Genomic DNA, 24,913 nt, shown 5'->3' with positions numbered 1-24,913 from the left:
ATAATTAAATTATTTAATTTTAAAACCTTTCTTTAATTATATTATTATCTCCTTATTTACAACCCTCATTTTTATTTATTTACTTATTTTTAACATTTAAATAAAAATTTTGTTATTTTTTAATACTATAATCCTATAAAATTTCTATGTTTATAGATATTCTTTTATTAAATCTTTCACTACTTCCGATGCAATTATCATTCCCGCAACTGGTGGTACAAATGATATACTTCCTGGAATTTGTCTTTTAGCAGTACATTTTTTTGTTCCTCCTGTACATACACAACCTGTTTTACAAGTTACAACATCATCTTCTTTAGGTTTTCTCGGAATTTCCTCTGAGTAAACAACTTTTAGTTTTTTAACACCTCTTTTTTTAAGCTCATATCTCATAACCTTAGCAAGTGGACAAACCTTTGTTTTATATATATCAGATACTTTAAATTCAGATGGATTTAACTTATTTCCTGTCCCCATAGAACTTATTAAATTTATTCCTTTTTTTTCACAGTATACAGCTAATGCTATTTTAGATGAAACTGTATCTATCGCATCTACCACATAGTCTACATCATTTGGTATTATCTTTTCTAAATCTTCTGGTTTTACAAATATTTGCTTAGTTTCAACTTTGCAATTTTTATTTATTGATAATATTCTCTCCTTCATAACATCAACCTTATTTTTACTTATAGTTTCATAAGTCGCATGTATTTGTCTATTTAAATTAGTTAAACATACTGTATCATCATCTACTAATATCAAATTTGAAACACCACTTCTTACTAATGCTTCTACCGTAAAACTACCTACACCACCAATACCAAAAATCATTACTTTACTTTTCTTTAATTTATTTAACGCCTCTTCTCCTATTAAAAGCTCAGTCCTAGATAATGAATGTTGTGCCATATAGAATTTTCTCCTTTTCTTAAAACAAATTAAAATTTACATATAATTATAACACTTACTTTTTATTTATAAACTATAAAATAAAATTTTAATATGTATATCATACATTACATTAATTTTAAATAAACATATTAAAGAAAATAATTAATTTATTGAGGATTTTATGAATTTTTTTTCAAAATTAAATATTTACAAAAGAATGAATAATGGCGAAATAAACATATGTAAACTTTCTATCATAGGAATTATTATTATTGCTTTATTTAATGATTATATATCTGCTACACTAAACATAATTGTAATTAGAGCATTATTAATTCTTAATTTACCAATTAAGATATTACAATTAGGAATTATACGATTTATACTTGAATTTCTTTGTACCACAGTATCTTTACTGCTAATATGTTTTATTTTAGTCAAAATAAATAGATATTCTAAAAAATCTTATAGAGATTTATCTAAACCTATAAAACTTAAACATGGATATTATTATGCTGGATTGCTAATAATAGGTCTTAGAATTTTTTTTGAAGGCTCTTTAAGCCACATAACGAAACTAATTCCTATGCCAGAAAATATCTCAAAAGCCTTTGAAACTATGAGTTTAGACCCTATATATTTATTATTAACTGTTTGTGTTTTCGCTCCATTTATAGAAGAATTCATATATAGAGGATTATTTTTAAATGGACTTTTAAAGAAATATTCGCCTAAGGTTGCTATAATCTTATCAGCATTAATATTTGCAATTGCTCATAGAAACATCCCTCAAGGAGTGAATGCATTTTTTCTTGGACTTTTTCTTGCAACAGTATATTATAAAACTCATTCTATTTATATATGTATATTCATGCATTTTATAAATAACTTTTGCGCTCAGTTTATTGCCTTACTATCTTTGGGCACAATCTCAATAATAGTTCAATCGATTATTTATGTAATTATAGGGCTATACTTAATGTATAAAGGGTTAAAAGGATTAAATGTTATAATTTAATTTAAAATAACTTTTTAAAATTTTATAAAAAGCTGTTAGTAAAATCTCTTTTGCTATATAATAAGCAGTAGAGATTTTATTATATACATAATTTTAAGGAGGATTTATTGATGACATTAGGTATCATAAGTGCAATGAGTGAAGAGCTTGAAATACTTTTACAAGACATGAAGATAGATAGCAAAGAAACAAAAGCTAATATGATTTTCCACAAAGGAATGGTTTGGAATACCGAAGCTGTTGCTGTAGTTTGTGGTATAGGTAAAGTTAATGCTGCTGTTTGTGCTCAAATTCTTATAAGCGAATATAAAGTTGATAAGGTAATAAATGTTGGAGTTGCAGGTGGAGTTGGCAAAGAAATCTATCCTGGTGACGTAGTTATTGGTGATAATTTAGTACAATATGATATGGATACAACTGCATTTGGTGATCCAATTGGGCAAATTCCTAGATTAGATACATTTGATTTTAAATGTGATGAATCATTGGTTGCTTTAGCTAAAGAAGCTTGCAAAGAAAATGGAAATATTAAAAGCTTTGTTGGTAGGATAGTTACAGGAGATCAGTTCGTTGCAGACCCTGCAAAAGTTAAATGGTTTGATGAGGAATTTAAAGCTTTAGCATGTGAAATGGAAGGCGGTAGTATCGCTCAAGTTTGCTATCTTAATAAAATACCATTTGTTGTCATAAGATCAATTTCTGATAACGCTAATAATGGTGCTCATATGGATTTTGCCGAATTTACTGCTATAGGAGTTAAAAACTCAACTTCTATATTAAAATCTATGGTTTTAAAAATGAACTAATCCTATAGAATTTATTTAATGTTGATATTAGATATCCTAATATCAACATTTTTACTTAAATTCTGTTTTTAATATAGTATCTATTCTAAACTATGAATAAAGAGCCCACTCCTTAGTTTTGGCTCAAACCAAGTTGACTTAGGTGGCATAATAAAACCGTTATCTGCAATTTCCATTATTTCATCTATTGAGGTTGGATACATTGAAAAAGCTACATCAAAATCCTTACTTACTTTTATTTCAAGTGCTTTAAGCCCTTTTATTCCGCCTACAAACTCTATTCTCTCATCTTCCCTAGGATCCTTAATATTTAATATTGGACCCAAAATATTATTTTGAAGAATTGACACATCTAAACTATTGACTATATCTAAATCTTTTAATACATCGTCCTTAACTTTTAGTCTATACCAAAACTTATTTAAATACATGCCAAATTCACCTTTTTCTTTTGGTTTATATTGAGTACCTAACGGCAACTTATTTATATGAAAATTTTCTTGTACCTTCCTAATAAATTCATCATAACTATACCCATTTAAATCTTTTATAACCCTATTGTAAGCTAATATATTTAATTGATTATGAGGAAAGGCTATTCCTAAAAAATAATTAAATTCTTCATCCCCTTTAAAATTTTTATTTTCATTTCTTCTTTTTAATCCCACTTCTACTGCAGATGCTGCTCTATGATGACCATCTGCTATATATAAACTTTTTATATTATAAAATACATTTATAATATTTCGTATAATATTTTCATCATCTATTTTAAAACACTCATGTTTTATTCCATCATCAGATATAAAACTATAAATATTTTCCCTCTGTATACATGCGTTAATTATAGAATCTAACTCGCTATTATCTTTATATGTTAAAAAAATTGGACCAGTATTTGCATTACAAGTATTTACATGATTTATTCTATCTATTTCTTTTTTCTTTGTTGTATATTCATGTTTTTTTATATTATTATTTAAATAATCATCAATTGAAAAACATGCAACTATTCCAGTTTGAGTCTTTCCATTCATTGTTTCGCTATAAATATATATACAAGATTTTTTATCCTTGATTAAAATTCCAGAGTCTATCATATTATCTAAATTCTCTTTAGCTCTTTTGTATACTTTATCACTGTATACATCTATATTATCATCTAAATCTATTTCCGCTTTATCTACATGAATAAAAGAGTATTTATTTTTTCCTTTTTCTACAGCCTCTTCATAAGTTACAACATCATAAGGAAGTTCTGCTACATATTTTGCTAGTTTTTCTTTAGGTCTTATAGCATTAAATGCTTTAATCTTAACCATCTTTAACTTCTCTCCTTAAAACATTTTTATATATCAAATTTTTCTTTTATTATACATATTATTTCTTCACCTATTTTATCTTGAGCTTCTTTAGTTGATGCAGCTACATGTGGACTTAAACTAACATTTTTGCAACTCAATAATTTTTTATTTTTAATAGGTTCACTAGAAAAAACATCAAGACCCGCTCCTAAAATTTCTTTATTTTCTAAAGCATATAGAAGAGCTTGCTCATCTACAACATTCCCCCTTGAGCAATTAATTAGAAATGAATCATTCCTCATGATTTTAAATTCATCTTTTCCAATTATAACCTTATTCCCCGATACATTAATGGATAGAAATTTAGAATTTTTTAAAACATATTTAAAATCTTTAAATTCACCATATGCCTTGTCTATTTCCCCCAATATATCATAATAAATTACATTCATACCTAAAGCCTTTGCTTTTAATGCTAACTCTTTTCCTATTCTACCCATACCAATTATCCCAAGAGTTTTATTTAAAAGTTCTATTCCTAAATATTGTTTTTTATTCCAAGCTCCTTCCCTCATAGTTACATTAGATTGATTTAAAAATTTAGCTAAGCAAAATATATGAGCTAAAACCATTTCAGCCACTGATACTGAGCTTGCATAAGGTGTATTATAAACCTCTATACCTTTTAACCTAGCATAGTCTATATCAATATTATCTATTCCTACTCCACCTCTTATGATTAACTTTAGTTTTTTCCCTTCAACAGCTTTATCAATAATGTCTTTTCTCACTTCTGTAGCCGATCTAACTATGATAACATCAAAGTTTTTTATCTCTTTTTTTAAAGATTCATTATCATAATGAAAATCTAACACATCAACTCCTAAATCTTCTAACTGCTTTTTACAATTAAAATCTAATCCGTCATTAGCCAACACCTTAATCATAAACTCACTCCTTGAAAATCTTTTTAATCACATATTTTTAATCTAATTTAATTTTAAAATGTCATTAATATTCTCAAGTAAATCATTCAAACTTTCTATTGTACAATCGGCCATATGAGCTATCCTAAACGTCTTATCTTTTAAAATCCCATATCCATTTGATATTTGAAATCCTCTTTTACCTAATTCGTTATTTAAATAGGAAAAATCTATATTTCTAACATTTTTTATAGTTGTCACAGTATTAGATAAATATTTTTTATCAGCAAAAAGTTCAAAATATTTATCTGCCCATTCCTGTGTTATCTTAGCCATAACTTTATGTCTTCCAAATCTATTCTCTATACCCTCTTCATTAACAATATAATTTAATTGATAATCTAAAGCATACATATGAGATATTGATGGAGTTGATGGGTATTGATAATTTTTATCCTTAATATATTTATATAAAGACAATAAATCAAAATATTTTCCCCTATAAGTAACTTTTTCAGCCCTCTTTATTGCTTTAGTAGAAAATGTACAAACAGACATACCAGGCGGAAGTCCTATACACTTTTGAGAAGAAGTTATTAATATATCAATCCCTAATTTATCAACTTCTATTTTACTACCTACCGCTGAGCTTACAGCATCAACACAAAAAATTATATCAGGATATTTACCTATAACCTCAGCTATTTCCTCAATTGGATTCATCACACCTGTTGATGTTTCATTATGGGTTATTGTTATTAAATCATATTCCCCAGTTTCTAATACCCTTTCTATTTCTTCTTTTGTAAACGTTTCTCCCCATTGTTTCTCAAACTTATCAGCCACAATATTATTACTTATAGCCATCTCATACCATCTATCTCCAAAAGCACCTATGGAAAATACCGCTGCTTTTTTCAAGGTACAGCTCCTAATAGCACCCTCCATAAGACCACTGCCTGAACTTGTTGATAAAAGTATTTGTTCATTTGTATAAAATATTTTTTTGAAATTATTAATAATATTTTCTTGAAGCTGAGATGCATCCTTTCCTCTATGTCCTATTAGCGGTAATGCCATTTGGCTTAAAACTTCTTGTCTAACCTCTACTGGTCCTGGTATAAATAACTTCTTATGCATATAATATCTCCTTAAATTTTATTTTATAATTATATGCTTTTAATCTTTTTTCTATTATTTTTCAAATAAAAATAAACCTTAAATTTATCACAATTTAAGGTTTATAAATTATATTTACTTACTATTTTCTAGATTGTTTTTAAACTCATTTTCACACTGTCCTCTTTTTGAGCTTAAACAATTATTACAACTTTTAGTAGAAATTTTACTAGATACAACCCCATTTATAACTGATGGAAACACAAAATCACTACACTCTTGTACTATTCCTACAAACTGTTGCTCTTTATCCATAAAATACACCTCTTTTAAGTAAATAATAAAAGTAGATACATTTTATTGTTTACCTAAAATAAGAATTATATTCTATTGCTCATTATCATCTTCCCAAATTAAAACAGATTCAGTTTCTCTACAATATTTTACACATATACATTGTCCTAAATTTCTTGGACATATCCTACATAAACAATTTTTTTCTGTACTATCACACTTATTATTTTTAAAATCTATGCAATATTTACAGTTTAATGCCGTTCCTACGCTCATTAAAACTTCTCCTCTCATATTTAAAATTTTATACTTTTAACAATATAAATATTAAATTTATTCTACTACATAGAAAACATTAGTCAATGTGATAAATTCATACGTTATATTTTTTAATAAATATTGTTTGTCTAAATTTTTAATCATTGAGATTTAATTTTTGATTACATTATCACTATTCAAAAACTCTATTAAATTTTTATCATCTTTATCTATCTCATTGTTGATTTCTTTAACTTTAATACCATTTAAATCATTCTTATACTCTTTTACACTATCATCTTCATTCAGTGGGTATTCTTCCATCTCATTAAATGAAAAATTTTTTATCATTTCACAATCTAATAATTCATTCTCTAAATTTAATGATTTAAATATTTGAGTCTTTTGTAGACTCTCTTTATAAATATTTTCATTTAATTTATTATGAACATTTTTTAAAATATCATCTTTCTTTAAATTTTTATTATCTTTAACTAATTTTTTATTTTTTAAATTTTGTTTATTTAAATATAATGTATTTAATTTCATGTATATTATTCCAGCAAAAACAACTTGAATTAAATTAATAATAAGCATTCCTACATCATAAGTTAAAACATTGAAACTTATTAACAATGTAAATCCTATTAAAAATACTATATAACTCATAGCTATTGCGCCACATATAAAAAACATTTTTTTCAATATAGAATTTATATAAAACTTCTTAATATTATCTTTATTCAACATATCGCAAAAATTTTTAAAAACGTATTTTAATAACAAAGTTACTACACACATTGAAAAAATTATTCCAATATTAGCTGATAAACTTCTATTGTATACATCATAAAAAGCATAAAAAGGCATTATTATAGGATTGTATACAGCATAAATCATATTTAAAATATTTTGAATCCATAAAATTTTTTCACTTATAAATAAACTTCCTGCTCCAAGCACTACACTTACAGTACCCAAAATCACACAATAAACAAAAGTCCCATTTACAAAATCCTTAATTGATACATAATTTATAACAACTAGTAAATATAAGATGCAAGTAACTAAAATCACATAAAATGAAAACAATAAAACATTATTAAATCCTATATTAAACATTGAAACTAAAGTTTTTCTAAAGATAAAATATAAAATAAATTTTATAAATAAATTTATTAAAATAGATATACTAATTATTGTGCTTAAAAATTTTAATTCCTTATCTAAAATGCTATTGCTTTTCATTCTAGCTTTTACATAGTTTTTTAATACTTGTTGTTTATCTTTCAAAACAGTATGCACTAAAATACACAGTGTAATATATAGGATTGATATATCAAAAATTGACATTGAAAAACCTCTTTTTAATATATCAATTTTACTAAGATTTAAAGTATCACCACATAACATGACAATTAAATTTAAATTTCCTATAAGTATAAAAATTATAATCGTTAATATACCTGAATATAATATTGTTTTGTTATTCAAATTTTTCTTTCCGTCAATTATGTTATCCATAAAAATCTCCTAAATTAAATAAAATTAAGTATATTTATTTATAGTATTTTTTAAATATATTTATGATTAAATTCTATCAATTTAGTAACACTTTTACAATACAACCATATATTATTATTAGATATATTTACTCCTCCCAATATAATATAAAAAACAGGTAGCAAAATATTTGCTACCTGTTCTTTGTATTATCTTATAAAATTTTGGAATACAACAAGAAATATTATACCCGGAATACCAAAAATTCCTACAATAATAGCTGTAAGTAAATTGATATTAACACTTATACCTACGTATGCTCCAAAGAAATTTACAATCATTAAAAGTATTACACCTAAAACACTATTTATCATTAACCCTACTATTTTTTTTATAGAACTAAATATTAATTTTAGAACTATTATTCCCAATATCAATCCTATAAGTACCATTATAATATTTTGAAGTGTTAATGAATGTATATTCATATTAAATACTGAAGCTATCTATTTGTGATAAAATAGCAACAGCGCACCCCCTTTTTACTATTTTTTTTAGATAACATTATATCATTATATAAATATATTCTAAATTAATTTTTTGTTAAATCTCTTTCCTTCCTTCTAATGCTTTAGATAAAGTCACCTCATCTGCATACTCTAAATCTCCACCAACTGGTATTCCCGCAGCAATTCTAGTTACCTTAACATCTAATGGCTTTAATATTTTCGATATATACATAGCAGTAGCTTCTCCTTCTATATTAGGATTAGTAGCAACTATAACTTCCTTTATATTTCCATTCATCCTAGACACCAATTCTCTCAACCTAATATCTTGAGGTCCTCTTCCTTGCATAGGCGATATATTTCCATGAAGTACATGATATACACCATTATAATCCTTAACTTTTTCCATTGTCATTATATCTTTAGGTTGTTCTACTACACATATTTGAGTTTTATCTCTACTTGGGTTACCACATATCGCACAAGGATCTGAATCTGTAAAGTTTCCGCATACTGAACAATATTTTATAGTTCCTCTTGCCTTAACTAATGCATTTGAAAATTCCTCAACCTCATCTTTTGGCAAATTTAATACATGAAGCGTTAATCTTTGAGCAGTTTTCTTACCTATTCCTGGTAGTTTAGCAAACTCTTCTATAAGTTTTTCTATAGCAACTGGATAAAAATCCATAATAACCCTCCTAAGTAATTGATAAAACTCCGTTGACTATTCAACAGAGTTTTATCACATTAAATTATTTTTTTATCTTAGAATAATCCTGGCATATTCATTCCACCAGTTAATTTACCCATTTTTTCTGATGTTTCTTGTTCTGCTTTACTTAACGCCATTCTTACAGCAGTTATTACTAAATCTTCTAACATTTCAACATCATCTGGATCAACTATTTCTGGTTTTATTTTTAAGCTTAAAAGTTCTTTTTTACCATTAACTTGTGCTACAACAAGATCTCCATTTGCATTTCCTTCAAATACTGTATTTGAAATTTCTTCTTGCATTTCTGCCATTTGCTTTTGAAGCATTTGTGCTTGTTTCATTAAGTTATTCATGTTTCCCATTCCTGGGAATCCACCTCTTGCCATAAATATATCCTCCTTTTAATTAAGTCTCTAATTATTATATAGTATTTTATTCTTCTTTTCTATATAATAACCTTTTATTATTAATATGAGTCTTTATATTTTTTTAGTAGCTATATCTCAAAAGCTACTCATCTAATATCTCTAAACCACTACCTAATTTATTTAGAAGCTCTTGCTCTAAAGTTATAGATTCTTCATCAGCATCTTGCTTATCTATAACACATCTAAATTTAACTGTTTCCTTAAAAACTTCTGATAAAACATCTTCTACTAACACCCTATATTCAGATTTTTCTAACCTATCTTTATTAAACTTAAATTGTTCTTCATATTCTATTGTAATTATTCCATTTTTACAAGCTATAGGTTTACCAGTCCTAAGAGTTGCAAATAAAATCATTGCCCTTCTTGATTTTAAATGCTCCAAAACATCATTCCAAGCCTTCTTAACATCATCTATTTCTAAAGTTGATTCAGAATTTACGTCTAAAAGTGTAGTTGAATCTTTTTCTTCATTAACAATTTTACTTATATCATTTATATTATTATCTGGTACTACATTAACACTGGACTCTTCTATACTTGAGCTATTTTTATCATGTACAGCTTTAATCTTTATATTACCACTTTTTAATATTTCTTCTAATTTATTTATTCTATTTAATAAAACTTCCTTTGAAGTATCGTATTCTATTTTGCACATTTTAATTATAGCAAGCTCTAAATCAATTCTAGATTGCTTGCTTAAAGCTAAACTATCTTCACCTTCTTGCAAAATTTTAATACATCTCATTATTTCTTCTACTCTAATTCTTAAACTTTGCTCTTTAAGTCTTTCTATATTTTCTTCAGATGTATCTAAAACATCTTCTGGATTATGAGTTATTTTTATCATTAAAAGATTTCTAAAATGATTCATCAAATCCTTAATAAATATGCCCACATCTTTACCAGACATTACAATTTCTTCAATTGTAAGCATGGCTTTTTCTATATTTCTTTCAATAATAGCATCTATTAGTCTAAATAGATTATCATTTGTTACAAGACCTAGTATTTTAAGTAAACTATTATAATCAACCTTTTCATTCCCCATAGATATTGCTTGTTCTAATATACTAAGGGAGTCCCTCATCGCACCATCTGACACCCTAGCTATTAAATTTAAACTTCTATCATCTGCAAATATACCTTTTTCTACGGTAATTTTTCTAAGTCTAGATACTATTTGTTCTTTATTTATTCTTTTAAAGTCAAACCTTTGACATCTTGAAAGTATAGTTATGGGTAATCTTTGCGGATCTGTAGTTGCTAAAATAAAAACAACGTTTTTAGGTGGTTCTTCTAAAGTTTTTAAAAACGCATTAACAGCACCCATAGATAGCATATGAACCTCATCCATTATGTAAACTTTAAAATTAGCTTCTTGGGGTGGATACTTTACATCTTCTATAATTTCTCTTATCTTATCAACACCATTGTTAGATGCCGCATCAAGTTCTACTACATCAATAGCTAATCCATCATTTATCTTTAAGCACATTTCACATTCATTACAAGGTTCCCCATTTTTAGGTTTTAAACAGTTTAACGCCTTTGCAAATACCTTTGCTGTAGATGTTTTTCCTGTACCTCGAGTTCCACAAAAAAGATATGCATGAGATGTTCTTTTATTTATTATTTCATTTTTTAAAGTAATAGTTATATGTTCCTGACCAATAATATCTTCAAAATTTTTAGGTCTCCATTCTCTATATAAAGCTTTATATGACAAAAAATTCACCTCTCTAAGCTTAATTAATTTCTTAAACTCTTAATCTAAATTCTAAAATTAATTATATATGATAAAATTAAATAAACAAAATTAAATTTAAGGAGATATACTATGTTTTCTATAATAGTTGCCCATAGCAAAAATTATGTTATTGGAAATAACAACTCTTTAATTTGGAATCTTCCAACAGACTTACAAAGATTTAAATCACTTACTACTGGCAAAACAATTATTATGGGAAGAAAAACCTTTGAATCCCTAAAAAATCCTCTACCAAATAGGTTTCATATAGTTTTAACAAAAAATCCCAATAAATTTAAGAATCAAGAAAATGTTATATTTACTAATAATTTAGATGAAATTATTAGTAAATATAAAGATTGTAAAAATGAAATTTTCATAATAGGTGGAGAAGAAATTTATAGAATATTTTTAAATTACACATCTAAAATATATTTAACAAAAATACTTAAAGATTTCAAAGGTGATGCGCACTTTCCTAAAGTAGATTATTCATTGTTTAAAAAAGACTTTGAAAGTGAAGTCTTTTTAGAAAATAATATCCATTTTATTTTTAAAGATTTCTCTTTAAAATAACTTTAAAGATGAGTAAGGAAATTAATCCTTACTCATCTTTGTCTTTTTCTTTAAGAATATCAAATTAAATATTTTACTTACAATCCAATAGATAGCTATAACTATCAAAATATCGAATATAAAATTAAATAAATATAATTGTTTTGATGTATCACATCTTCCATTTCCAACAAAAGGCATTGGGAATTGCAAAATAGCTATAAGCATTAAATACCATAAAAATTGTATTTTATTTTTTATATAGTAACTTTTTTTATTTTTAATATATTCAAAAACAGATATTATAAAAATTAATGCAAATGAACCAACTATAAACAATAAATTTTTAGGTAAATAAGTTTTCAAATCTGACCAATAAGTAAATCTATTAAATTTTCCTATAGGTTCCTTACTATAAGAATAACTGTATTTTCCTAAATTATTTGATGTATTCAAAGCCATTGTCGCTGTATATTCCATACCCTTCATTAAACTTGAAAAATGTGTTAAATAATATATTGCAAGCTTTGAATTGCTCATTTTACTATAAAAAACTTCATCCATATACTCTGTGTGAGGTATAAATCCATCCTTATAATCATCTATAGCTTGATATGAATTCGTTCCAGAATTCACTTCCATTTTCGGATTTAAACCTAAATCTATTAATGCTTGCTCTTTTTGCTCTTTACTACTAGCATTCTCTAAAACCCCTGTAAACACGGAATTATAATGAGTATCATCACCTATGTCTACGTGTCTAAGATTTATTCCTATAGGATAAGCCACTATAAGAATGAATGCTATTATTAAAACTATAAATTTTTTCTTACCAACTATCTTCCTATTATTCCATATGATTTTTCCTAAAATAAACATTATAACAGGAAGTGCAGATAATACCTGCATTTTAGAACCTATAAATAACCATGCACTTATATATACAAAAATTATGTTTATAAAAACATGTTTATCATTTTTCATAACATGCTTTTTATATATGTAATGTAAATATGATGCTATTAATAACATTAAAGTTGTTATCATCATAGGTTCACCATAAAGTGAATTAAAAAACACTAAATAATTACCATCTAAAAATACAAATAATCCTAATATAGCAAGGACTGTAAATTTAAATTTACTCTTTATATTAAAGTTTTTTAATATTATTACCATAGAAACGATATATATAACAGCATATAAAATAGCTAGGTAGTTAGATTTAAATATATCACTTCCAAATAACTGACAAATTAAATTAATAAATGTTATAAAATACCCCATACTAGTAGATATGATTGTAAGTCCTATATTATATAATGTATACGGCATTATTAAATAATCTGATGTTGTATACTTATAGTATCCTATATGATTTAATATGTAATTATCATAATGTGTTCTAGTTAGTCTACAAACGTCCATTACTCTTTGAAAATCACCTTGGTCAGCTACCCCTGGATAGGGGTACGTAAACAGCACATAATAAGTTATGCCAATTGCAACTAAACAAAATAATACTAGTATAACCCTCTTATATTTCTTATTCTCATCCATATTCATAACCTTTCCCCAAAATTATATACTACTTATTATCAAAATTTATTTTTTCTTTAACTAAATATAAAGGCCTATTTTTACTTTCATCGTAAATTCTTGCTATATACTCGCCAATAACACCTAAAGATAATAGTTGAACCCCACTAAAGAAAAGTATGACACACATAGTTGATGCCCATCCCATACTAGTATCGCTCATAATCTTTGTTATTATTGTATAAATTATAAGTAGTATTGATATACCTATTGTACCAATACCAAATATAGCAGTAAGCTTAAGCGGTTTAGTTGAAAAACTTACAATTCCATCAGTTGCAAATTTTATCATCTTCCTCAATGGATATTTTGTTTCTCCAGCAAATCTATCATCCCTATTATATTCTAAAGGCACTTGATCAAATCCAATCCAACTTACCATTCCTCTTATAAATCTATTTTGTTCTGGCATTTCCTTAAACGCTTCAACAACGATTCTATCCATTAACCTAAAATCTCCGGTATCTTTAGGTATCTCTATACTAGCCATATACGATAACACCCTATAAAAATATTTCGCTGTAAGAAGCTTAAATTTACTTTCACCACTCCTTATTTTTCTTTTTCCATAAATAACTTGATGACCTTCTTCCCATTTACTTATCATCTCCGGTATGATTTCTGGTGGATCTTGCAAATCAGCATCTATTATTACTATCGCATCACCGTTACAATTAAAAAGTCCTGCTGTTACAGCTGCTTGATGACCAAAATTTCTCGAAAAATCTATTATCTTAACACATTTATCCCCTTTGGCTATACTTTTTAAAATCGCTAATGTTCTATCCTTACTTCCATCATTAACAAAAATTATTTCATGATCCATAGACTCTATACCATTAACAACATTTTTTATTCTATGATAACATTCATAAGCTACTAGTTCCTCATAATACATGGGAACTATTATACTTAAAAGCTTTTTTTCCACTTATATCACCTCATAAATGCGATTTAAAACTACAAAATTATATGATCTTAAATATAGCTAAAATATTATATTTAATTGCAATTATATAAAATAATTATAAAACAAAAACCAGGTAGTTAGCACCAACTCGATGTTAAATTACCTGGTTTCTTTATGCATAACTCCCAATGAACTATTTATTAATATCATTGTTTGTTCAATAAATCAATATTTGAGTTGTGCACCCTACTCTGGCAATAATCTATGGCCGTTACCTATGTAGTTAACTCAAATTAGACTTATCCACGGCACATGAAAGTGACTGCTTATCGCTGCTTCCTTCCGGACCTGACGAGGTTCACAGGGTTCCATCGCGTGGGGCCTAACTCTCAACATCACTTGCATAGGTCGACACCACAAATTAAGACCTCGGTAGGGAATTCAATCCTGCTGTAGCGGATTGCAGGTTACAGGGCACCGCTAACTCCCCATCTAGCACAACCTTGGCGGAGAGAGCGGGATTCGAACCCGCGGTAGAGTTGCCCCTACACACGCTTTCCAGGCGTGCTCCTTCGACCACTCAGACATCTCTCCATACTTCGTATTATATTTTTATTTTTGCATTAAATTAAATATTTTATTATTAATTTTAATTAAAAATTTGCATCTAAAATTCAAATCAATTACTTTTTCATTTTATCATATTAGTTTTGATAGTTCAATATAAACATTTAATTTAATAAGTAAAATGTAAAAAATAATATATTTTTTTCAAATATTACAAAACTAATTTTTATATAAAATATTTACAAAATATGTAAATATTTTATATAATTATAGTATAATAACTTTTTAATTTCATAGAGGGGATATTTTTATGGAGAATTCTATAACTAAAACTAAAAAAAAACAGTCTAAAAGTGCTGTATTTTCGATAAGAATAAAAAGTAGTCAAAAAGAATTACTTAGTAAAAACCCTTGGATAAAAAGAGAGCTAGAAGATTATATAAGAACACATTTAGATGGTTTTTCAAGCTAAACTCTTCTTTAATATACTTTATCAACAAAATTAAAAATAAAAGATGGACTATATACAATTATTTTTTGCAACTAGTCCTCCTTTTATTATTTATCCTAACAACCTATTAACTAATCCATTATCTAATATATTTTCCATATCATTTTTACTTCTATTCACTATTATATGTCCATGTAAATTTAAAGTTTCTATCGTTACAATATGTTCATCAACTAATTTTTCACTTATCTTATTACATTTATTAAGTATTATAAGGTTACTTACTTGTAAACTTGGTAATATTGCCGTAGACATATTTTTAAGTAATATATTTAAAGTAGTGACATCAATTACATTAGTTATATTTCCTATTCTTAAATAAGGCTTTAGTTCCCTGCTATTTAACACTTCTAATAAATTATTTATATCTTTACCTACACTACATTCTATAATTATTCTATCTGGATCATAAAACCTTAATAATCTTAATATTCTCTCCACATTCATTTCATAATTTATAGAAAAATCTTTAATTGTTATCCGTTTTTTATTTATGAAACCTAAATCAAAAATTTCCTTTCCATTCTCACACTGTATCACAATAATTTCTTCTCTATAATTTTTTTTATTCAATATAGATTTTATTAAACTACTTTTCCCTGCATCTAAAAAACCTGTTATTAAATCAACTGTACACTTAGCCACACCGATTCCCCCATGTAATATTAATTTAAATTTACACTCATATATCTCTAATTTTTAATAAAAACAGATTATTTTATATTTTATCCCAAGCATGATATATCTTAAAATTACATATTATATAGTAAATTTATATTCTTTAAATTAAATTTTATTACACAAAAAAAGCCTTATTAAATACAATAAGGCTACAAATTTTACTTCTATTTTTAAAATCTATAAAATAAATTATTTATGTTTCTAATATGTTTAAGTTTTATTCTTATTTTAAGCTATTACCAATGTTTTTATCTCAGATTTATTAGATAAAAACTCTTTTTTTATGCATTCAAAAGCTTTTTTATATCCATGTTTTCCATATTGATAAATTAACATCAGATTTAAACTAGTTCCAAACCAAATTCTGCAAAATGTATTATCTAACACTAATTTTTCATAACTATTTCCCTTTATAATTATGTTTTCTTCATCTTGCATCAATTTTGAAAACTGATTGACTAATTCCATTAAAATTTTTTTAGCTTCTTCAGGTCTTTCTTCAATTATATTTAAAAAATAATATGACCACACCTGTAATAAATTTTCATCTATCGATATTCCACAAACCTTATTCCCTATGGTTTTTTTTAAAAAATTATACAAATAGGTAGCTACTTTTTGAGAATTATCATTAAACTTTTTTTCATAAAAATTAATATCATAGCCTACCATCATTTCAATTTTATCCATAAATTATCCCCCTTTTATAATTATATCACAAAAGAGGGATTTAAAGGATTATTTTAATCTTTTACTTTTAAAGAAATTAATTAAAATATCACTACATCTTTTATCATGATACCACACTAAATCAACAAAATAAGGAAGATTAGCATTTTGAAGTATATTTATTATAGAGCCACCAGCACCAGTTGTATCATCTAAAGTTCCTATATGGACCCTAGATATTCTACTTTGAAGTATCGCACCCGCACACATAGGACATGGTTCTAGGGTAACATATAATTCGCAACCCGAAAGTCTCCAGTTATCAAGCTTTTTACACGCCTCATTTATTGCTAATATTTCAGCATGAGCTAATGGATTTTTTAAATTCTCTTTAAGGTTATGAGCTGTTGCTATCACTTGTCCATCTTTAACTATAACAGCCCCTACAGGAACTTCCCCTAAATTTTTTGCTTTTTTAGCTTCCTCTAAGGCTAAATCCATCAAAATACTATTCCCCCTAAATTTTAGATATATATTCTAACCTTTATTATCCTATTCTTTTTAATATCTTCTACTATAAACTTTATATTTTCATTAACTATCTCTTCGTTTGTTTTAGGTATTCTTCCTAATATCCCAATAATATATCCTCCTAAAGAATCAAACTCCTCAGATTCAATTTCTATACCTATTTCTTCACTTAAATGAGTAAGCTTTATACTTCCTTCAGCAAGATATTCATTATCTTTTATCTTCCAAATTTCATTCTCATGATGATCATATTCATCTTCTATTTCTCCAACTAACTCCTCAATTAAGTCTTCTATAGTCACAATTCCAGCTGTTCCACCATATTCATCTAAAACAACAGCTATATGATTTCTAGTCTTTCTCATTTCATTTAGAAGTTCAGTTATTTTTTTAAACTCAAAAGTATAGAAAGGTTCTCTTATAAACTTATTAATATCAAAATCTTCTTCTGAATCACCAAGCAAGACCAAATCTTTAACATTTAGTATTCCAACAACATCATCAATATTTTTATCAAAAACAGGAAATCTAGAAAACTTATCTTCCCTTAGTGTAGCCAATATATCTTCATAGTTAGAATCTTTATTTAATCCTACAATGTCTAATCTTTGAATCATTATATCTTTAACTTGAAGATCCCCAAATTCAAAAACATTGTAAATTAATTCTTTTTCTTCTTCCTCTAAGACACCTTCCTCTTCTCCTACAACTACCATAGTTTTAAACTCTTCTTCAGTTATAAAAGGTTCTGTTTTATTAACGCTTCCGCCTAAAATTTTTATAAAAGCATTCGATATCTTATTACAAACCCATATAATTGGTCCACATACCTTCACTATTATAGTTATAGTTTTTGCTACTTTAAGAGCTATTTTTTCACTGTTTTGTTGTGCTAAATTTTTAGGTATTATCTCTCCAAATAAAAGAACTAACATAGTCATAATAACAGTTGATATAACTACTGCATTAGAACCAAAAAAACTTGCCGCTATAGCACTTGCTAAGGACGCTGAACCTATGTTAACTACATTGTTAGCTAAAAGTACTGCACCTAAAAATTTATCTGGATTCTCAATTAACTTTTCAACTAATTTAGCCCCCTTAACTTCTTCCTCTACCATGTGTCTAATTCTAATTTTACTTAATGACAGCAATGCTGTTTCTGAAGCCGAAAAAAAACCTGATAATATAAGCATTATTATAAGTATTATAATCTGAAACGTATCAGACTCTCCCAAGAAAACCACTCCCTATTTCTTTTTATTATAGTTTATCTAATCATATATATTTCTAATACCTAATTTATTAAAGGCAACATTAGAAATTGACTATTTACTTGTAAAAAAAAACCCCATATAAATATGGAGTTTTATTACATGGTATCCCCAGTAGGAATCGAACCTACATCTATCCCTTAGGAGGGGATTGTTCTATCCATTTAACTATGAGGACTTACTATGTATTAATTATAATTTTATAGCCTTTAGAATATTATGTCAATACATTATTAAATTATATTTAATAATAAAGTCATTAATATTAAATAATCATATTAATATTCCATTTAAATATATATCTGTAAACTCTTCTATAACTTCATCAATATGTGCATCATCATTATCTAAAAGCTCACGTATTGCAGTAGACATTAAACTACCATAAAAAATATGAGCCATTAAACTTGTATTTCCTTCTTTTATTTCGCCTTTTTCTTGAGCTTCATCTAATATTAACTTTATTCTATTAATATATGAATTAACTCTCTCTCTCAATTCTAATTGTCTTTTTTCAGTTCCCCAAAGCTGACTTAATATTATACTAAAAAAATCTCTTCGCTCAGATAAAAGTCTTAATTGAGTTGAGCATATACATTTTAATTTATCAACAGAGTTTAAATCTGAATCAACAACCTTCTTAAGATTATTTTCCCATCTCTCAACTCCTCTTCGTATTACAAATTTAAATATATCCTCTTTATTTTTAAAGTTATAATACAAGGTGCCTTTTGCAACCCCCGCAACAGCTGCTATTTCATCCACAGTTGCACCAGCATATCCATTAGTTGAAAATACTTTTATAGCAGCAAAAAATATAGCATCTTTAGTATTACTCATAATTAAATTAATCCTCCAAATTCTTTTTATATTCTAATAATATATCATTTACCTTTGTTAAACAATATAAAGTTATTGTTTACATATTATATTTTGTAAATCATTTTTAAATTTATTTCTATTACCATTATATACTACAATACTAATTCCCATTTCTTTTGCTCTATTAATAACTATACTTTTAGATGGTTCCATGGTCGCCACTAAAATTTTTTTTACATTTGCTCCACCTAATTGATTAGCATATATATTTAATTCATTTAATGCAACTTCATCATATTTTTTTGAATCTTTACAAGATATGCATATTAAAACAGAATCTTTAACTGCAACTACATCCAATTCATTTTTAACATTTTCCTTTTCTTTGCTCCAAAAAAATACTACACCACTCTTTACGTCATCAATATTTTTTATTTCTTTTATTATAAGTTTTGTAAAAATTTCAAACCAAGTACCACTTTTAAAAATAAAACCTTTTATATATTGATTTAAAAATTTAATTTCTATACAATCACCTTTATTCGTATACATTATTTGATTATTTATCTCTAAAAAATGTATACACTTATTTATTAGAATTATCTCATCATTGTTTAAACAAGTCGTATTTATCTCTAGCATTTCAGGATTAAAAGGATTATGAATAAATAAATTAGAATCAGTAAGTCTTACTCTATATTTCTCCCAAGTTTCTAAATTATTAGCAATTATAAATGTCATTTTATTTATAATCTCTTCATTAAACGAATTTTCAGAATCTATTGCAATAGAACCTCCTATACTTTTTATAATTTCTTCTACATTTAGGTCATAAATATTTTCTTTTTTTATAGTTATATCATCCAAAGACATATTAATTATTTGCTTATTTTTTATATCTAAAAATTTGCAACAAATATTATTTTTTAACGATAATGTATAAAATATTAATACATCTAAAACATTTTCTGATGTTAAATTAAATAAAGCATTGTTTTTTTTATATTTTAAAATTAAATTTTCTAATTCATCAATGCTCTTATTATCTATATTTTCTTTTAAAAAAGTACATGGTAAATTGGTGTAATAATCTTCTATAGATTTTAAAATATCTAAGTCTTTATTTCTATATAAAAATAAAGCACTTTTAGGCTTATATTGATGAGTCAATAGAATTGAAGAATCATTATGGCAACTTATAAGATTTATAATTAATTCAAATTCCATAAAAATAAATACCTAACTTTCTTTTTTATGTTATTTTTCCCTTGCAATTTATTTATATTCATTTAATAAATAAGTTATAATTAAATAAATTATAAAGGAGGATAAATAATGAAAAAACTATATATTATTATAAGTATTTTAATAGCAATAATAATTATTATTGTAATTGGTATTTTTATAGCACTTAGGTCAAATCCTACTCTTTCATACCTACAAAATACCAATGAAACTATTATACAAGCTACTGATGCTTTAACTAATATGCAAAAAAATATATCTATAAATTCCAAAAATGACCTTATCTATAATCAGGGCGAAGCTTATGAATATGGTAAACAATTTAAAAATATTTGGAATAATTATGATAAAAACAATAAAAATACCTCGAACATAAAAGACTATTATACTAAAACTAAAATAATAGAAACTCAAGAAAAACTTGCATATAATTTTCTAACAAATGGGGTAACACTATATTTAAACGGTAGCGCTAACAACGAAGCAACTGGAATATCTTATATAGAAAAAGCTTATTCAATAATAAACACATTAAATAAAGATACTATTCCAAATACGACAAATGATTTTAAAGAAAAAATAAATAAAATACAAACTTAGTATTCCCAAGTTTGTATTTTTAAATTTACTTATTTTATACTATTGATTACACTATTTGGTATAGTAAATTCTACTACCCCCATATATCCTGGAGCTACTTCATACTCATCAAAAGATATAACTATTTCACCATTATTGTTTATATAAAAGTTTTGATTTTTATCTATTTTTTCAAAATCACTATTATCAATATTTTCATCATCTATAAAATATAATTTATTTTTATCATTTTTCATTTGTTCTCTCATTTGTTCTTTTATATTAGAAGAAATAACATCCACATAATTTGTACCTTCAAACAATCCTTCTAATGTTAATACACATTGCTTTTCTTTATCTATAGTGTAATATTTTACTGTATTATATCCTGAAGCTTCTACCTCTGATGTTTCTACCTTTATAGTAAGATACTTATCATTGTCAGTTATAATCTTAAAGTTCGAATTTATACTTATTTTTCCATTGCTATCAATTATTTTATTATAAAGTGCCTTTCCATCTTCAATAAATTGATTATTCATAGAAAGTTGCAAATCATTGTTTTTCAACCCTTGTACATTAGGTACATTAATGTCTGCATTTTTATTTCCATCATTTACAGTATAATTTTGAAAATTAATGACCTTAACTATTCCACCTACTACTGGTATACTTTCTAAATTCTCTGCAAATACTTGATTCGTGTTTATTCCTAAAGTTAACGCCATCGCAGCTGCTGTGGTTCCAATTCCTAATCTCTTCATTATCATCATATTTTTATTTAATTTTTTTTCTCTTTCAAAGTTCCTTATAGTTTCATTTACTACTTGATCTAATCTATTTGGTATTCTTATATCTTCATATTTTTCTTTCATATTTTTCATAATTTACCTCCTAAAATTGCATTTGTATATTTAATTTCTTAATAGCAGAATATAATCTTGTTTTTATGGTATTAATATTTTCATCTAATACTTCTGCAATTTCCTCAATTTTCATATCTTCAAAGTATCTAAGTATTACCACAGTTTTATATTTTTCTGGAAGCTTATCCAATGCATCCTCTAAATCAAAATCCTTGTATATATCATTTGAACTAATATTGTTAAAATAAACATCATCATCAACATAAACATATTTTTTATTATCTCTTATAAAATCTATGGAACATCTTAAAAGTATTCTATAAAACCAGCCTTTAAAATTTTCTATTTCACCTATAGAATCAATAGATTTTAATCCTTTATATATAGCATCTTGAACTATATCTAATGCATCATTTTCATTTTTAACGTAGCTATATGCAATCCTATAAAAAGTTTCTTTATTTTCAATAATATAGGCTTTAAACTCATTCTCTAAATTTTTCTTTTTAGCTTTAAATTTAAAAACATTCATAACTACTAACTATACCCCCTCACATATTAATCTTTTGAATTATCATATATAAAATCAATTTTATCTTGTATCCTTTACTCTATTTAATTCTTACATTTATAAGACGATTTATTATAATAAAAAGTTTTAAAATTTTATATTTTTTATATTAGTAAATTAAAGAAATCTTTAAATATTAACTATACTAATAAGACGCTAAAAACTTATAAAAAGTTTTTATTTTTTATAAAAAAAATAAGAGCAATATATTTAATAATTGCTCTTATAGTTATGTATAAAATACTTTTTTATTTTAAATGCAAAAAAGTCTAATCTTCAATAATGAAAATTAGACTTTTAAAATATTGGTGCGGCGGAGAGGATTCGAACCCCCGACCAATCGGTTCGTAGCCGACTACTCTATCCAGCTGAGCTACCACCGCATATCAATATTATAATATCATAATTATTAAAATAAATCAATAAATACTGAGTTTTTAACAAAAAAAGTTAATTACATATATAGATAAAATATATTGTAAAACAACATTGTTCTACTTAAATTAAAACTATTTTATTCCTAATAAAAATATTTAAAATCAACATTGTCTAAAACAATATTGATTTTAAATAAAAATACAAAATATCTATTTAATATAATATTACTTTTTACACCTAAAATAAAATTATTTTAATAAAACATTATTTTTAGTTATAGATTATTATTCTCTTTTACTATATTTAAAATTACATCTACTGCTTTCATCATAGACTCTACAGGTATATATTCATATTTTCCATGAAAATTTTCTCCTCCTGTAAATATATTAGGAGTTGGAAGACCCATAAAAGATAATCTTGCTCCATCTGTGCCACCTCTTATAGGTTTCACAAGTGGAGTTACATTAGCACTTTCCATAGCTTTTTTAGCCATATCAACAATATACATTACAGGTTCAACCTTTTCTTTCATGTTTTTATAGCTATCTTTTATTTCAACGGTTACACGATTTTCTCCATATTTTTTGTTTAATTTTTTTTCTATTTCTACAAATCTTTCTTTTCTGCTTTCATAAGTATCTTCAAAGAAATCTCTAATTATAAATACTAATTTTGTTTCTTCAACTTCACCACTCATTGATATAAGATGTGAAAAGCCCTCATATTTTTCTGTTTTTTCAGGTACTTCATCTAAAGGAAGTTTGGAAATAAACTCATGCGCTAACATCATTGAATTAACCATCTTTCCTTTTGCATAACCAGGATGTACATTAGTTCCTTTTATTAAAACAGTAGCAGTTGCTGCATTAAAATTTTCATACTCTAATTCTCCAATATGTCCACCATCTAATGTATAAGCAAAATCTGCTCCAAAACCTTCTACATCAAAATGGTCAGCCCCTTCTCCAATCTCTTCATCTGGTGTAAATGCTATTTTTATATCACCATGCTTTATTTCTGGATGATTAATTAAATATTCTACCGCTGTCATAATTTCAGAAACCCCAGCTTTATCGTCAGCTCCTAAAAGCGTTGTTCCATCAGTTGTTATTAAAGTTTGACCTATATATCCTTTAAGTTCTGGCGAAAACTCCGGTGATAAAATAACACTATCATTTAAATTTATATCTTTTCCATCATAATTTTCCACTATTTTAGGGTTAACACATTTACCATCCATATCTGGAGCTGTATCCATATGTGCTATAAAACCTATTGTAGGAACCTTTTTATCTAAATTCCCCTCTAATGTAGCATAAATATATCCATCATTACTTATCTTAACATCTGATAATCCTAAATTTTTTAATTCACTAGCTAATACTTTTCCAAATTCTAATTGACCTTTAGTGCTTGGAGTAACCTTAGTTGTTTCATCAGATTTAGTATCTATTTTTATATATTCTAAAAATCTTTCCTCAACTTTTTTCATAAAAACACCACCTTAAATTCTTAAATTTAATTTGTCATTAATTGCATAAACTTATTATACATTACTAATGATTATTTTAAAACTAAACTTATTGTTTAAACAGTTATTTTTTTGGAAATAATTTAAAATA

General features: G+C 25.8%; 27 protein-coding genes, 3 tRNA genes and 1 other RNA gene. 5 read left to right on the top strand and 26 right to left on the bottom strand.

Annotated features, from left to right (window positions below):
* Positions 1-150: 150 nt before the first annotated feature.
* Positions 151-912, bottom strand: a complete 762-nt coding sequence (locus HH195_RS00445; RefSeq protein WP_196371187.1) for a tRNA threonylcarbamoyladenosine dehydratase — start codon at positions 910-912, stop codon at positions 151-153.
* 163 nt (positions 913-1,075) lie between these two features.
* On the opposite strand from HH195_RS00445, the gene HH195_RS00440 reads away from it, so the two are divergent.
* Together HH195_RS00440 and HH195_RS00435 are read left to right on the top strand one after the other, a co-directional pair.
* Entirely contained in the window at positions 1,076-1,912 is an 837-nt protein-coding gene (locus HH195_RS00440) for a CPBP family intramembrane glutamic endopeptidase (RefSeq protein ID WP_196371186.1), read from the top strand.
* A 110-nt stretch (positions 1,913-2,022) separates the two neighbouring features.
* On the top strand, positions 2,023-2,718 hold the full coding sequence (locus tag HH195_RS00435) for a 5'-methylthioadenosine/adenosylhomocysteine nucleosidase (RefSeq protein WP_055260082.1): 696 nt from the start codon (positions 2,023-2,025) through the stop codon (positions 2,716-2,718).
* Positions 2,719-2,798: 80 nt separating this feature from the next.
* On the opposite strand, the gene HH195_RS00430 is transcribed toward HH195_RS00435, so the two are convergent.
* From HH195_RS00430 to dnaX, 10 genes are all read right to left on the bottom strand, one after another.
* Positions 2,799-4,040, bottom strand: a complete 1,242-nt coding sequence (locus tag HH195_RS00430) for a DUF1015 domain-containing protein (protein ID WP_196371185.1) — start codon at positions 4,038-4,040, stop codon at positions 2,799-2,801.
* Between the two features lie 26 nt (positions 4,041-4,066).
* The gene (locus tag HH195_RS00425; RefSeq protein WP_196371184.1) at positions 4,067-4,969 is read right to left on the bottom strand and encodes an NAD(P)-dependent oxidoreductase; all 903 of its coding nucleotides are present in this window, start codon (positions 4,967-4,969) and stop codon (positions 4,067-4,069) included.
* Between the two features lie 42 nt (positions 4,970-5,011).
* Complete coding sequence (locus tag HH195_RS00420) at positions 5,012-6,088, bottom strand: pyridoxal-phosphate-dependent aminotransferase family protein (RefSeq protein WP_196371183.1); 1,077 nt, start codon at positions 6,086-6,088, stop codon at positions 5,012-5,014.
* 114 nt (positions 6,089-6,202) lie between these two features.
* On the bottom strand, positions 6,203-6,382 hold the full coding sequence (locus HH195_RS00415) for a hypothetical protein (protein ID WP_055260086.1): 180 nt from the start codon (positions 6,380-6,382) through the stop codon (positions 6,203-6,205).
* A 72-nt stretch (positions 6,383-6,454) separates the two neighbouring features.
* Positions 6,455-6,637, bottom strand: a complete 183-nt coding sequence (locus HH195_RS00410) for a hypothetical protein (RefSeq protein WP_196371182.1) — start codon at positions 6,635-6,637, stop codon at positions 6,455-6,457.
* Positions 6,638-6,790: 153 nt separating this feature from the next.
* Entirely contained in the window at positions 6,791-8,143 is a 1,353-nt protein-coding gene (locus HH195_RS00405) for a hypothetical protein (RefSeq protein WP_196371181.1), read from the bottom strand.
* A 188-nt stretch (positions 8,144-8,331) separates the two neighbouring features.
* Complete coding sequence (locus HH195_RS00400; RefSeq protein WP_196371180.1) at positions 8,332-8,610, bottom strand: pro-sigmaK processing inhibitor BofA family protein; 279 nt, start codon at positions 8,608-8,610, stop codon at positions 8,332-8,334.
* A gap of 115 nt (positions 8,611-8,725) precedes the next feature.
* Positions 8,726-9,322 carry a recombination mediator RecR gene (gene recR / locus HH195_RS00395; RefSeq protein WP_055260090.1) on the bottom strand — a complete coding sequence of 199 codons (597 nt, stop codon included), beginning with the start codon at positions 9,320-9,322 and terminating at the stop codon, positions 8,726-8,728.
* A 77-nt stretch (positions 9,323-9,399) separates the two neighbouring features.
* On the bottom strand, positions 9,400-9,735 hold the full coding sequence (locus HH195_RS00390) for a YbaB/EbfC family nucleoid-associated protein (RefSeq protein ID WP_055260091.1): 336 nt from the start codon (positions 9,733-9,735) through the stop codon (positions 9,400-9,402).
* 124 nt (positions 9,736-9,859) lie between these two features.
* Positions 9,860-11,509, bottom strand: a complete 1,650-nt coding sequence (gene dnaX / locus HH195_RS00385; RefSeq protein ID WP_196371179.1) for a DNA polymerase III subunit gamma/tau — start codon at positions 11,507-11,509, stop codon at positions 9,860-9,862.
* 111 nt (positions 11,510-11,620) lie between these two features.
* Between dnaX and HH195_RS00380 the strand changes: the two genes are divergently transcribed.
* Positions 11,621-12,106, top strand: coding sequence for a dihydrofolate reductase (locus HH195_RS00380; RefSeq protein WP_055260093.1), 486 nt, complete (start codon positions 11,621-11,623; stop codon positions 12,104-12,106).
* 21 nt (positions 12,107-12,127) lie between these two features.
* On the opposite strand, the gene wsfD is transcribed toward HH195_RS00380, so the two are convergent.
* From wsfD to HH195_RS00360, 4 genes are all read right to left on the bottom strand, one after another.
* Positions 12,128-13,651, bottom strand: a complete 1,524-nt coding sequence (gene wsfD / locus HH195_RS00375) for a glycan biosynthesis hexose transferase WsfD (protein ID WP_196371178.1) — start codon at positions 13,649-13,651, stop codon at positions 12,128-12,130.
* A gap of 22 nt (positions 13,652-13,673) precedes the next feature.
* Positions 13,674-14,615, bottom strand: coding sequence for a glycosyltransferase family 2 protein (locus HH195_RS00370; protein WP_235804593.1), 942 nt, complete (start codon positions 14,613-14,615; stop codon positions 13,674-13,676).
* Between the two features lie 216 nt (positions 14,616-14,831).
* An RNA gene (ffs, locus tag HH195_RS00365) (signal recognition particle sRNA large type) lies at positions 14,832-15,095 on the bottom strand.
* A gap of 3 nt (positions 15,096-15,098) precedes the next feature.
* Positions 15,099-15,188, bottom strand: a tRNA-Ser gene (locus tag HH195_RS00360).
* 283 nt (positions 15,189-15,471) lie between these two features.
* Between HH195_RS00360 and HH195_RS00355 the strand changes: the two genes are divergently transcribed.
* Positions 15,472-15,633, top strand: a complete 162-nt coding sequence (locus HH195_RS00355) for a hypothetical protein (RefSeq protein WP_156304291.1) — start codon at positions 15,472-15,474, stop codon at positions 15,631-15,633.
* 90 nt (positions 15,634-15,723) lie between these two features.
* Here HH195_RS00355 and HH195_RS00350 read toward each other — a convergent pair whose 3' ends face one another.
* The 7 genes from HH195_RS00350 to HH195_RS00320 all read right to left on the bottom strand — a co-directional run bounded on the left by HH195_RS00350 (position 15,724) and on the right by HH195_RS00320 (position 20,876).
* Positions 15,724-16,317 carry a GTP-binding protein gene (locus tag HH195_RS00350; protein WP_058993965.1) on the bottom strand — a complete coding sequence of 198 codons (594 nt, stop codon included), beginning with the start codon at positions 16,315-16,317 and terminating at the stop codon, positions 15,724-15,726.
* A 264-nt stretch (positions 16,318-16,581) separates the two neighbouring features.
* Positions 16,582-17,043 carry a hypothetical protein gene (locus HH195_RS00345; protein WP_195926362.1) on the bottom strand — a complete coding sequence of 154 codons (462 nt, stop codon included), beginning with the start codon at positions 17,041-17,043 and terminating at the stop codon, positions 16,582-16,584.
* Positions 17,044-17,091: 48 nt separating this feature from the next.
* Positions 17,092-17,526 (bottom strand): nucleoside deaminase, encoded by a 435-nt coding sequence (locus HH195_RS00340; RefSeq protein ID WP_082412358.1) that lies wholly within the window; start codon positions 17,524-17,526, stop codon positions 17,092-17,094.
* A 20-nt stretch (positions 17,527-17,546) separates the two neighbouring features.
* A complete protein-coding gene (locus HH195_RS00335; RefSeq protein ID WP_256437744.1) occupies positions 17,547-18,791 on the bottom strand; it encodes a hemolysin family protein in 1,245 nt (414 codons plus the stop codon).
* A gap of 139 nt (positions 18,792-18,930) precedes the next feature.
* Positions 18,931-19,005, bottom strand: a tRNA-Arg gene (locus HH195_RS00330).
* Between the two features lie 95 nt (positions 19,006-19,100).
* Entirely contained in the window at positions 19,101-19,667 is a 567-nt protein-coding gene (locus HH195_RS00325; RefSeq protein ID WP_055260098.1) for a TetR/AcrR family transcriptional regulator, read from the bottom strand.
* A gap of 72 nt (positions 19,668-19,739) precedes the next feature.
* Positions 19,740-20,876 (bottom strand): Card1-like endonuclease domain-containing protein, encoded by a 1,137-nt coding sequence (locus HH195_RS00320; protein ID WP_196371177.1) that lies wholly within the window; start codon positions 20,874-20,876, stop codon positions 19,740-19,742.
* A gap of 108 nt (positions 20,877-20,984) precedes the next feature.
* Here HH195_RS00320 and HH195_RS00315 point away from each other — a divergent pair, with 108 nt between their 5' ends.
* Positions 20,985-21,494 (top strand): hypothetical protein, encoded by a 510-nt coding sequence (locus HH195_RS00315; RefSeq protein ID WP_196371176.1) that lies wholly within the window; start codon positions 20,985-20,987, stop codon positions 21,492-21,494.
* Positions 21,495-21,523: 29 nt separating this feature from the next.
* Here the strand turns inward: HH195_RS00315 and rsiV are convergent, their stop codons facing one another.
* From rsiV to pepT, 4 genes are all read right to left on the bottom strand, one after another.
* Positions 21,524-22,357: an anti-sigma-V factor RsiV gene (rsiV, locus tag HH195_RS00310; RefSeq protein ID WP_196371175.1), complete on the bottom strand. Its 834-nt coding sequence runs from the start codon at positions 22,355-22,357 to the stop codon at positions 21,524-21,526.
* Between the two features lie 10 nt (positions 22,358-22,367).
* Positions 22,368-22,871 (bottom strand): RNA polymerase sigma factor SigV, encoded by a 504-nt coding sequence (gene sigV, locus HH195_RS00305; RefSeq protein WP_058993957.1) that lies wholly within the window; start codon positions 22,869-22,871, stop codon positions 22,368-22,370.
* A 345-nt stretch (positions 22,872-23,216) separates the two neighbouring features.
* Positions 23,217-23,293 (bottom strand) — tRNA-Arg (locus tag HH195_RS00300).
* 269 nt (positions 23,294-23,562) lie between these two features.
* Entirely contained in the window at positions 23,563-24,783 is a 1,221-nt protein-coding gene (pepT, locus tag HH195_RS00295) for a peptidase T (RefSeq protein ID WP_196371174.1), read from the bottom strand.
* Positions 24,784-24,913: the final 130 nt, after the last annotated feature.

It is taken from the genome of Candidatus Sarcina troglodytae (genome assembly GCF_015708635.1).
In the GTDB taxonomy this organism is placed as follows: domain Bacteria; phylum Bacillota; class Clostridia; order Clostridiales; family Clostridiaceae; genus Sarcina; species Sarcina ventriculi.
Note: the sequence above shows the minus strand (reverse complement) of the source record. Positions and strands in the feature narration are given on the sequence as shown.

Bases quoted from the DNA above. Each gene is read 5' to 3' on its own strand.
- HH195_RS00445 (WP_196371187.1), bottom strand. From the start codon at position 912: ATGGCACAACATTCATTATCTAGGACTGAGCTTTTAATAGGAGAAGAG.
- HH195_RS00440 (WP_196371186.1), top strand. From the start codon at position 1,076: ATGAATTTTTTTTCAAAATTAAATATTTACAAAAGAATGAATAATGGC.
- HH195_RS00435 (WP_055260082.1), top strand. From the start codon at position 2,023: ATGACATTAGGTATCATAAGTGCAATGAGTGAAGAGCTTGAAATACTT.
- HH195_RS00430 (WP_196371185.1), bottom strand. From the start codon at position 4,040: ATGGTTAAGATTAAAGCATTTAATGCTATAAGACCTAAAGAAAAACTA.
- HH195_RS00425 (WP_196371184.1), bottom strand. From the start codon at position 4,969: ATGATTAAGGTGTTGGCTAATGACGGATTAGATTTTAATTGTAAAAAG.
- HH195_RS00420 (WP_196371183.1), bottom strand. From the start codon at position 6,088: ATGCATAAGAAGTTATTTATACCAGGACCAGTAGAGGTTAGACAAGAA.
- HH195_RS00415 (WP_055260086.1), bottom strand. From the start codon at position 6,382: ATGGATAAAGAGCAACAGTTTGTAGGAATAGTACAAGAGTGTAGTGAT.
- HH195_RS00410 (WP_196371182.1), bottom strand. From the start codon at position 6,637: ATGAGCGTAGGAACGGCATTAAACTGTAAATATTGCATAGATTTTAAA.
- HH195_RS00405 (WP_196371181.1), bottom strand. From the start codon at position 8,143: ATGGATAACATAATTGACGGAAAGAAAAATTTGAATAACAAAACAATA.
- HH195_RS00400 (WP_196371180.1), bottom strand. From the start codon at position 8,610: ATGAATATACATTCATTAACACTTCAAAATATTATAATGGTACTTATA.
- recR (WP_055260090.1), bottom strand. From the start codon at position 9,322: ATGGATTTTTATCCAGTTGCTATAGAAAAACTTATAGAAGAGTTTGCT.
- HH195_RS00390 (WP_055260091.1), bottom strand. From the start codon at position 9,735: ATGGCAAGAGGTGGATTCCCAGGAATGGGAAACATGAATAACTTAATG.
- HH195_RS00380 (WP_055260093.1), top strand. From the start codon at position 11,621: ATGTTTTCTATAATAGTTGCCCATAGCAAAAATTATGTTATTGGAAAT.
- wsfD (WP_196371178.1), bottom strand. From the start codon at position 13,651: ATGAATATGGATGAGAATAAGAAATATAAGAGGGTTATACTAGTATTA.
- HH195_RS00355 (WP_156304291.1), top strand. From the start codon at position 15,472: ATGGAGAATTCTATAACTAAAACTAAAAAAAAACAGTCTAAAAGTGCT.
- HH195_RS00345 (WP_195926362.1), bottom strand. From the start codon at position 17,043: ATGGATAAAATTGAAATGATGGTAGGCTATGATATTAATTTTTATGAA.
- HH195_RS00325 (WP_055260098.1), bottom strand. From the start codon at position 19,667: ATGAGTAATACTAAAGATGCTATATTTTTTGCTGCTATAAAAGTATTT.
- HH195_RS00320 (WP_196371177.1), bottom strand. From the start codon at position 20,876: ATGGAATTTGAATTAATTATAAATCTTATAAGTTGCCATAATGATTCT.
- HH195_RS00315 (WP_196371176.1), top strand. From the start codon at position 20,985: ATGAAAAAACTATATATTATTATAAGTATTTTAATAGCAATAATAATT.
- rsiV (WP_196371175.1), bottom strand. From the start codon at position 22,357: ATGAAAAATATGAAAGAAAAATATGAAGATATAAGAATACCAAATAGA.
- sigV (WP_058993957.1), bottom strand. From the start codon at position 22,871: ATGAATGTTTTTAAATTTAAAGCTAAAAAGAAAAATTTAGAGAATGAG.
- pepT (WP_196371174.1), bottom strand. From the start codon at position 24,783: ATGAAAAAAGTTGAGGAAAGATTTTTAGAATATATAAAAATAGATACT.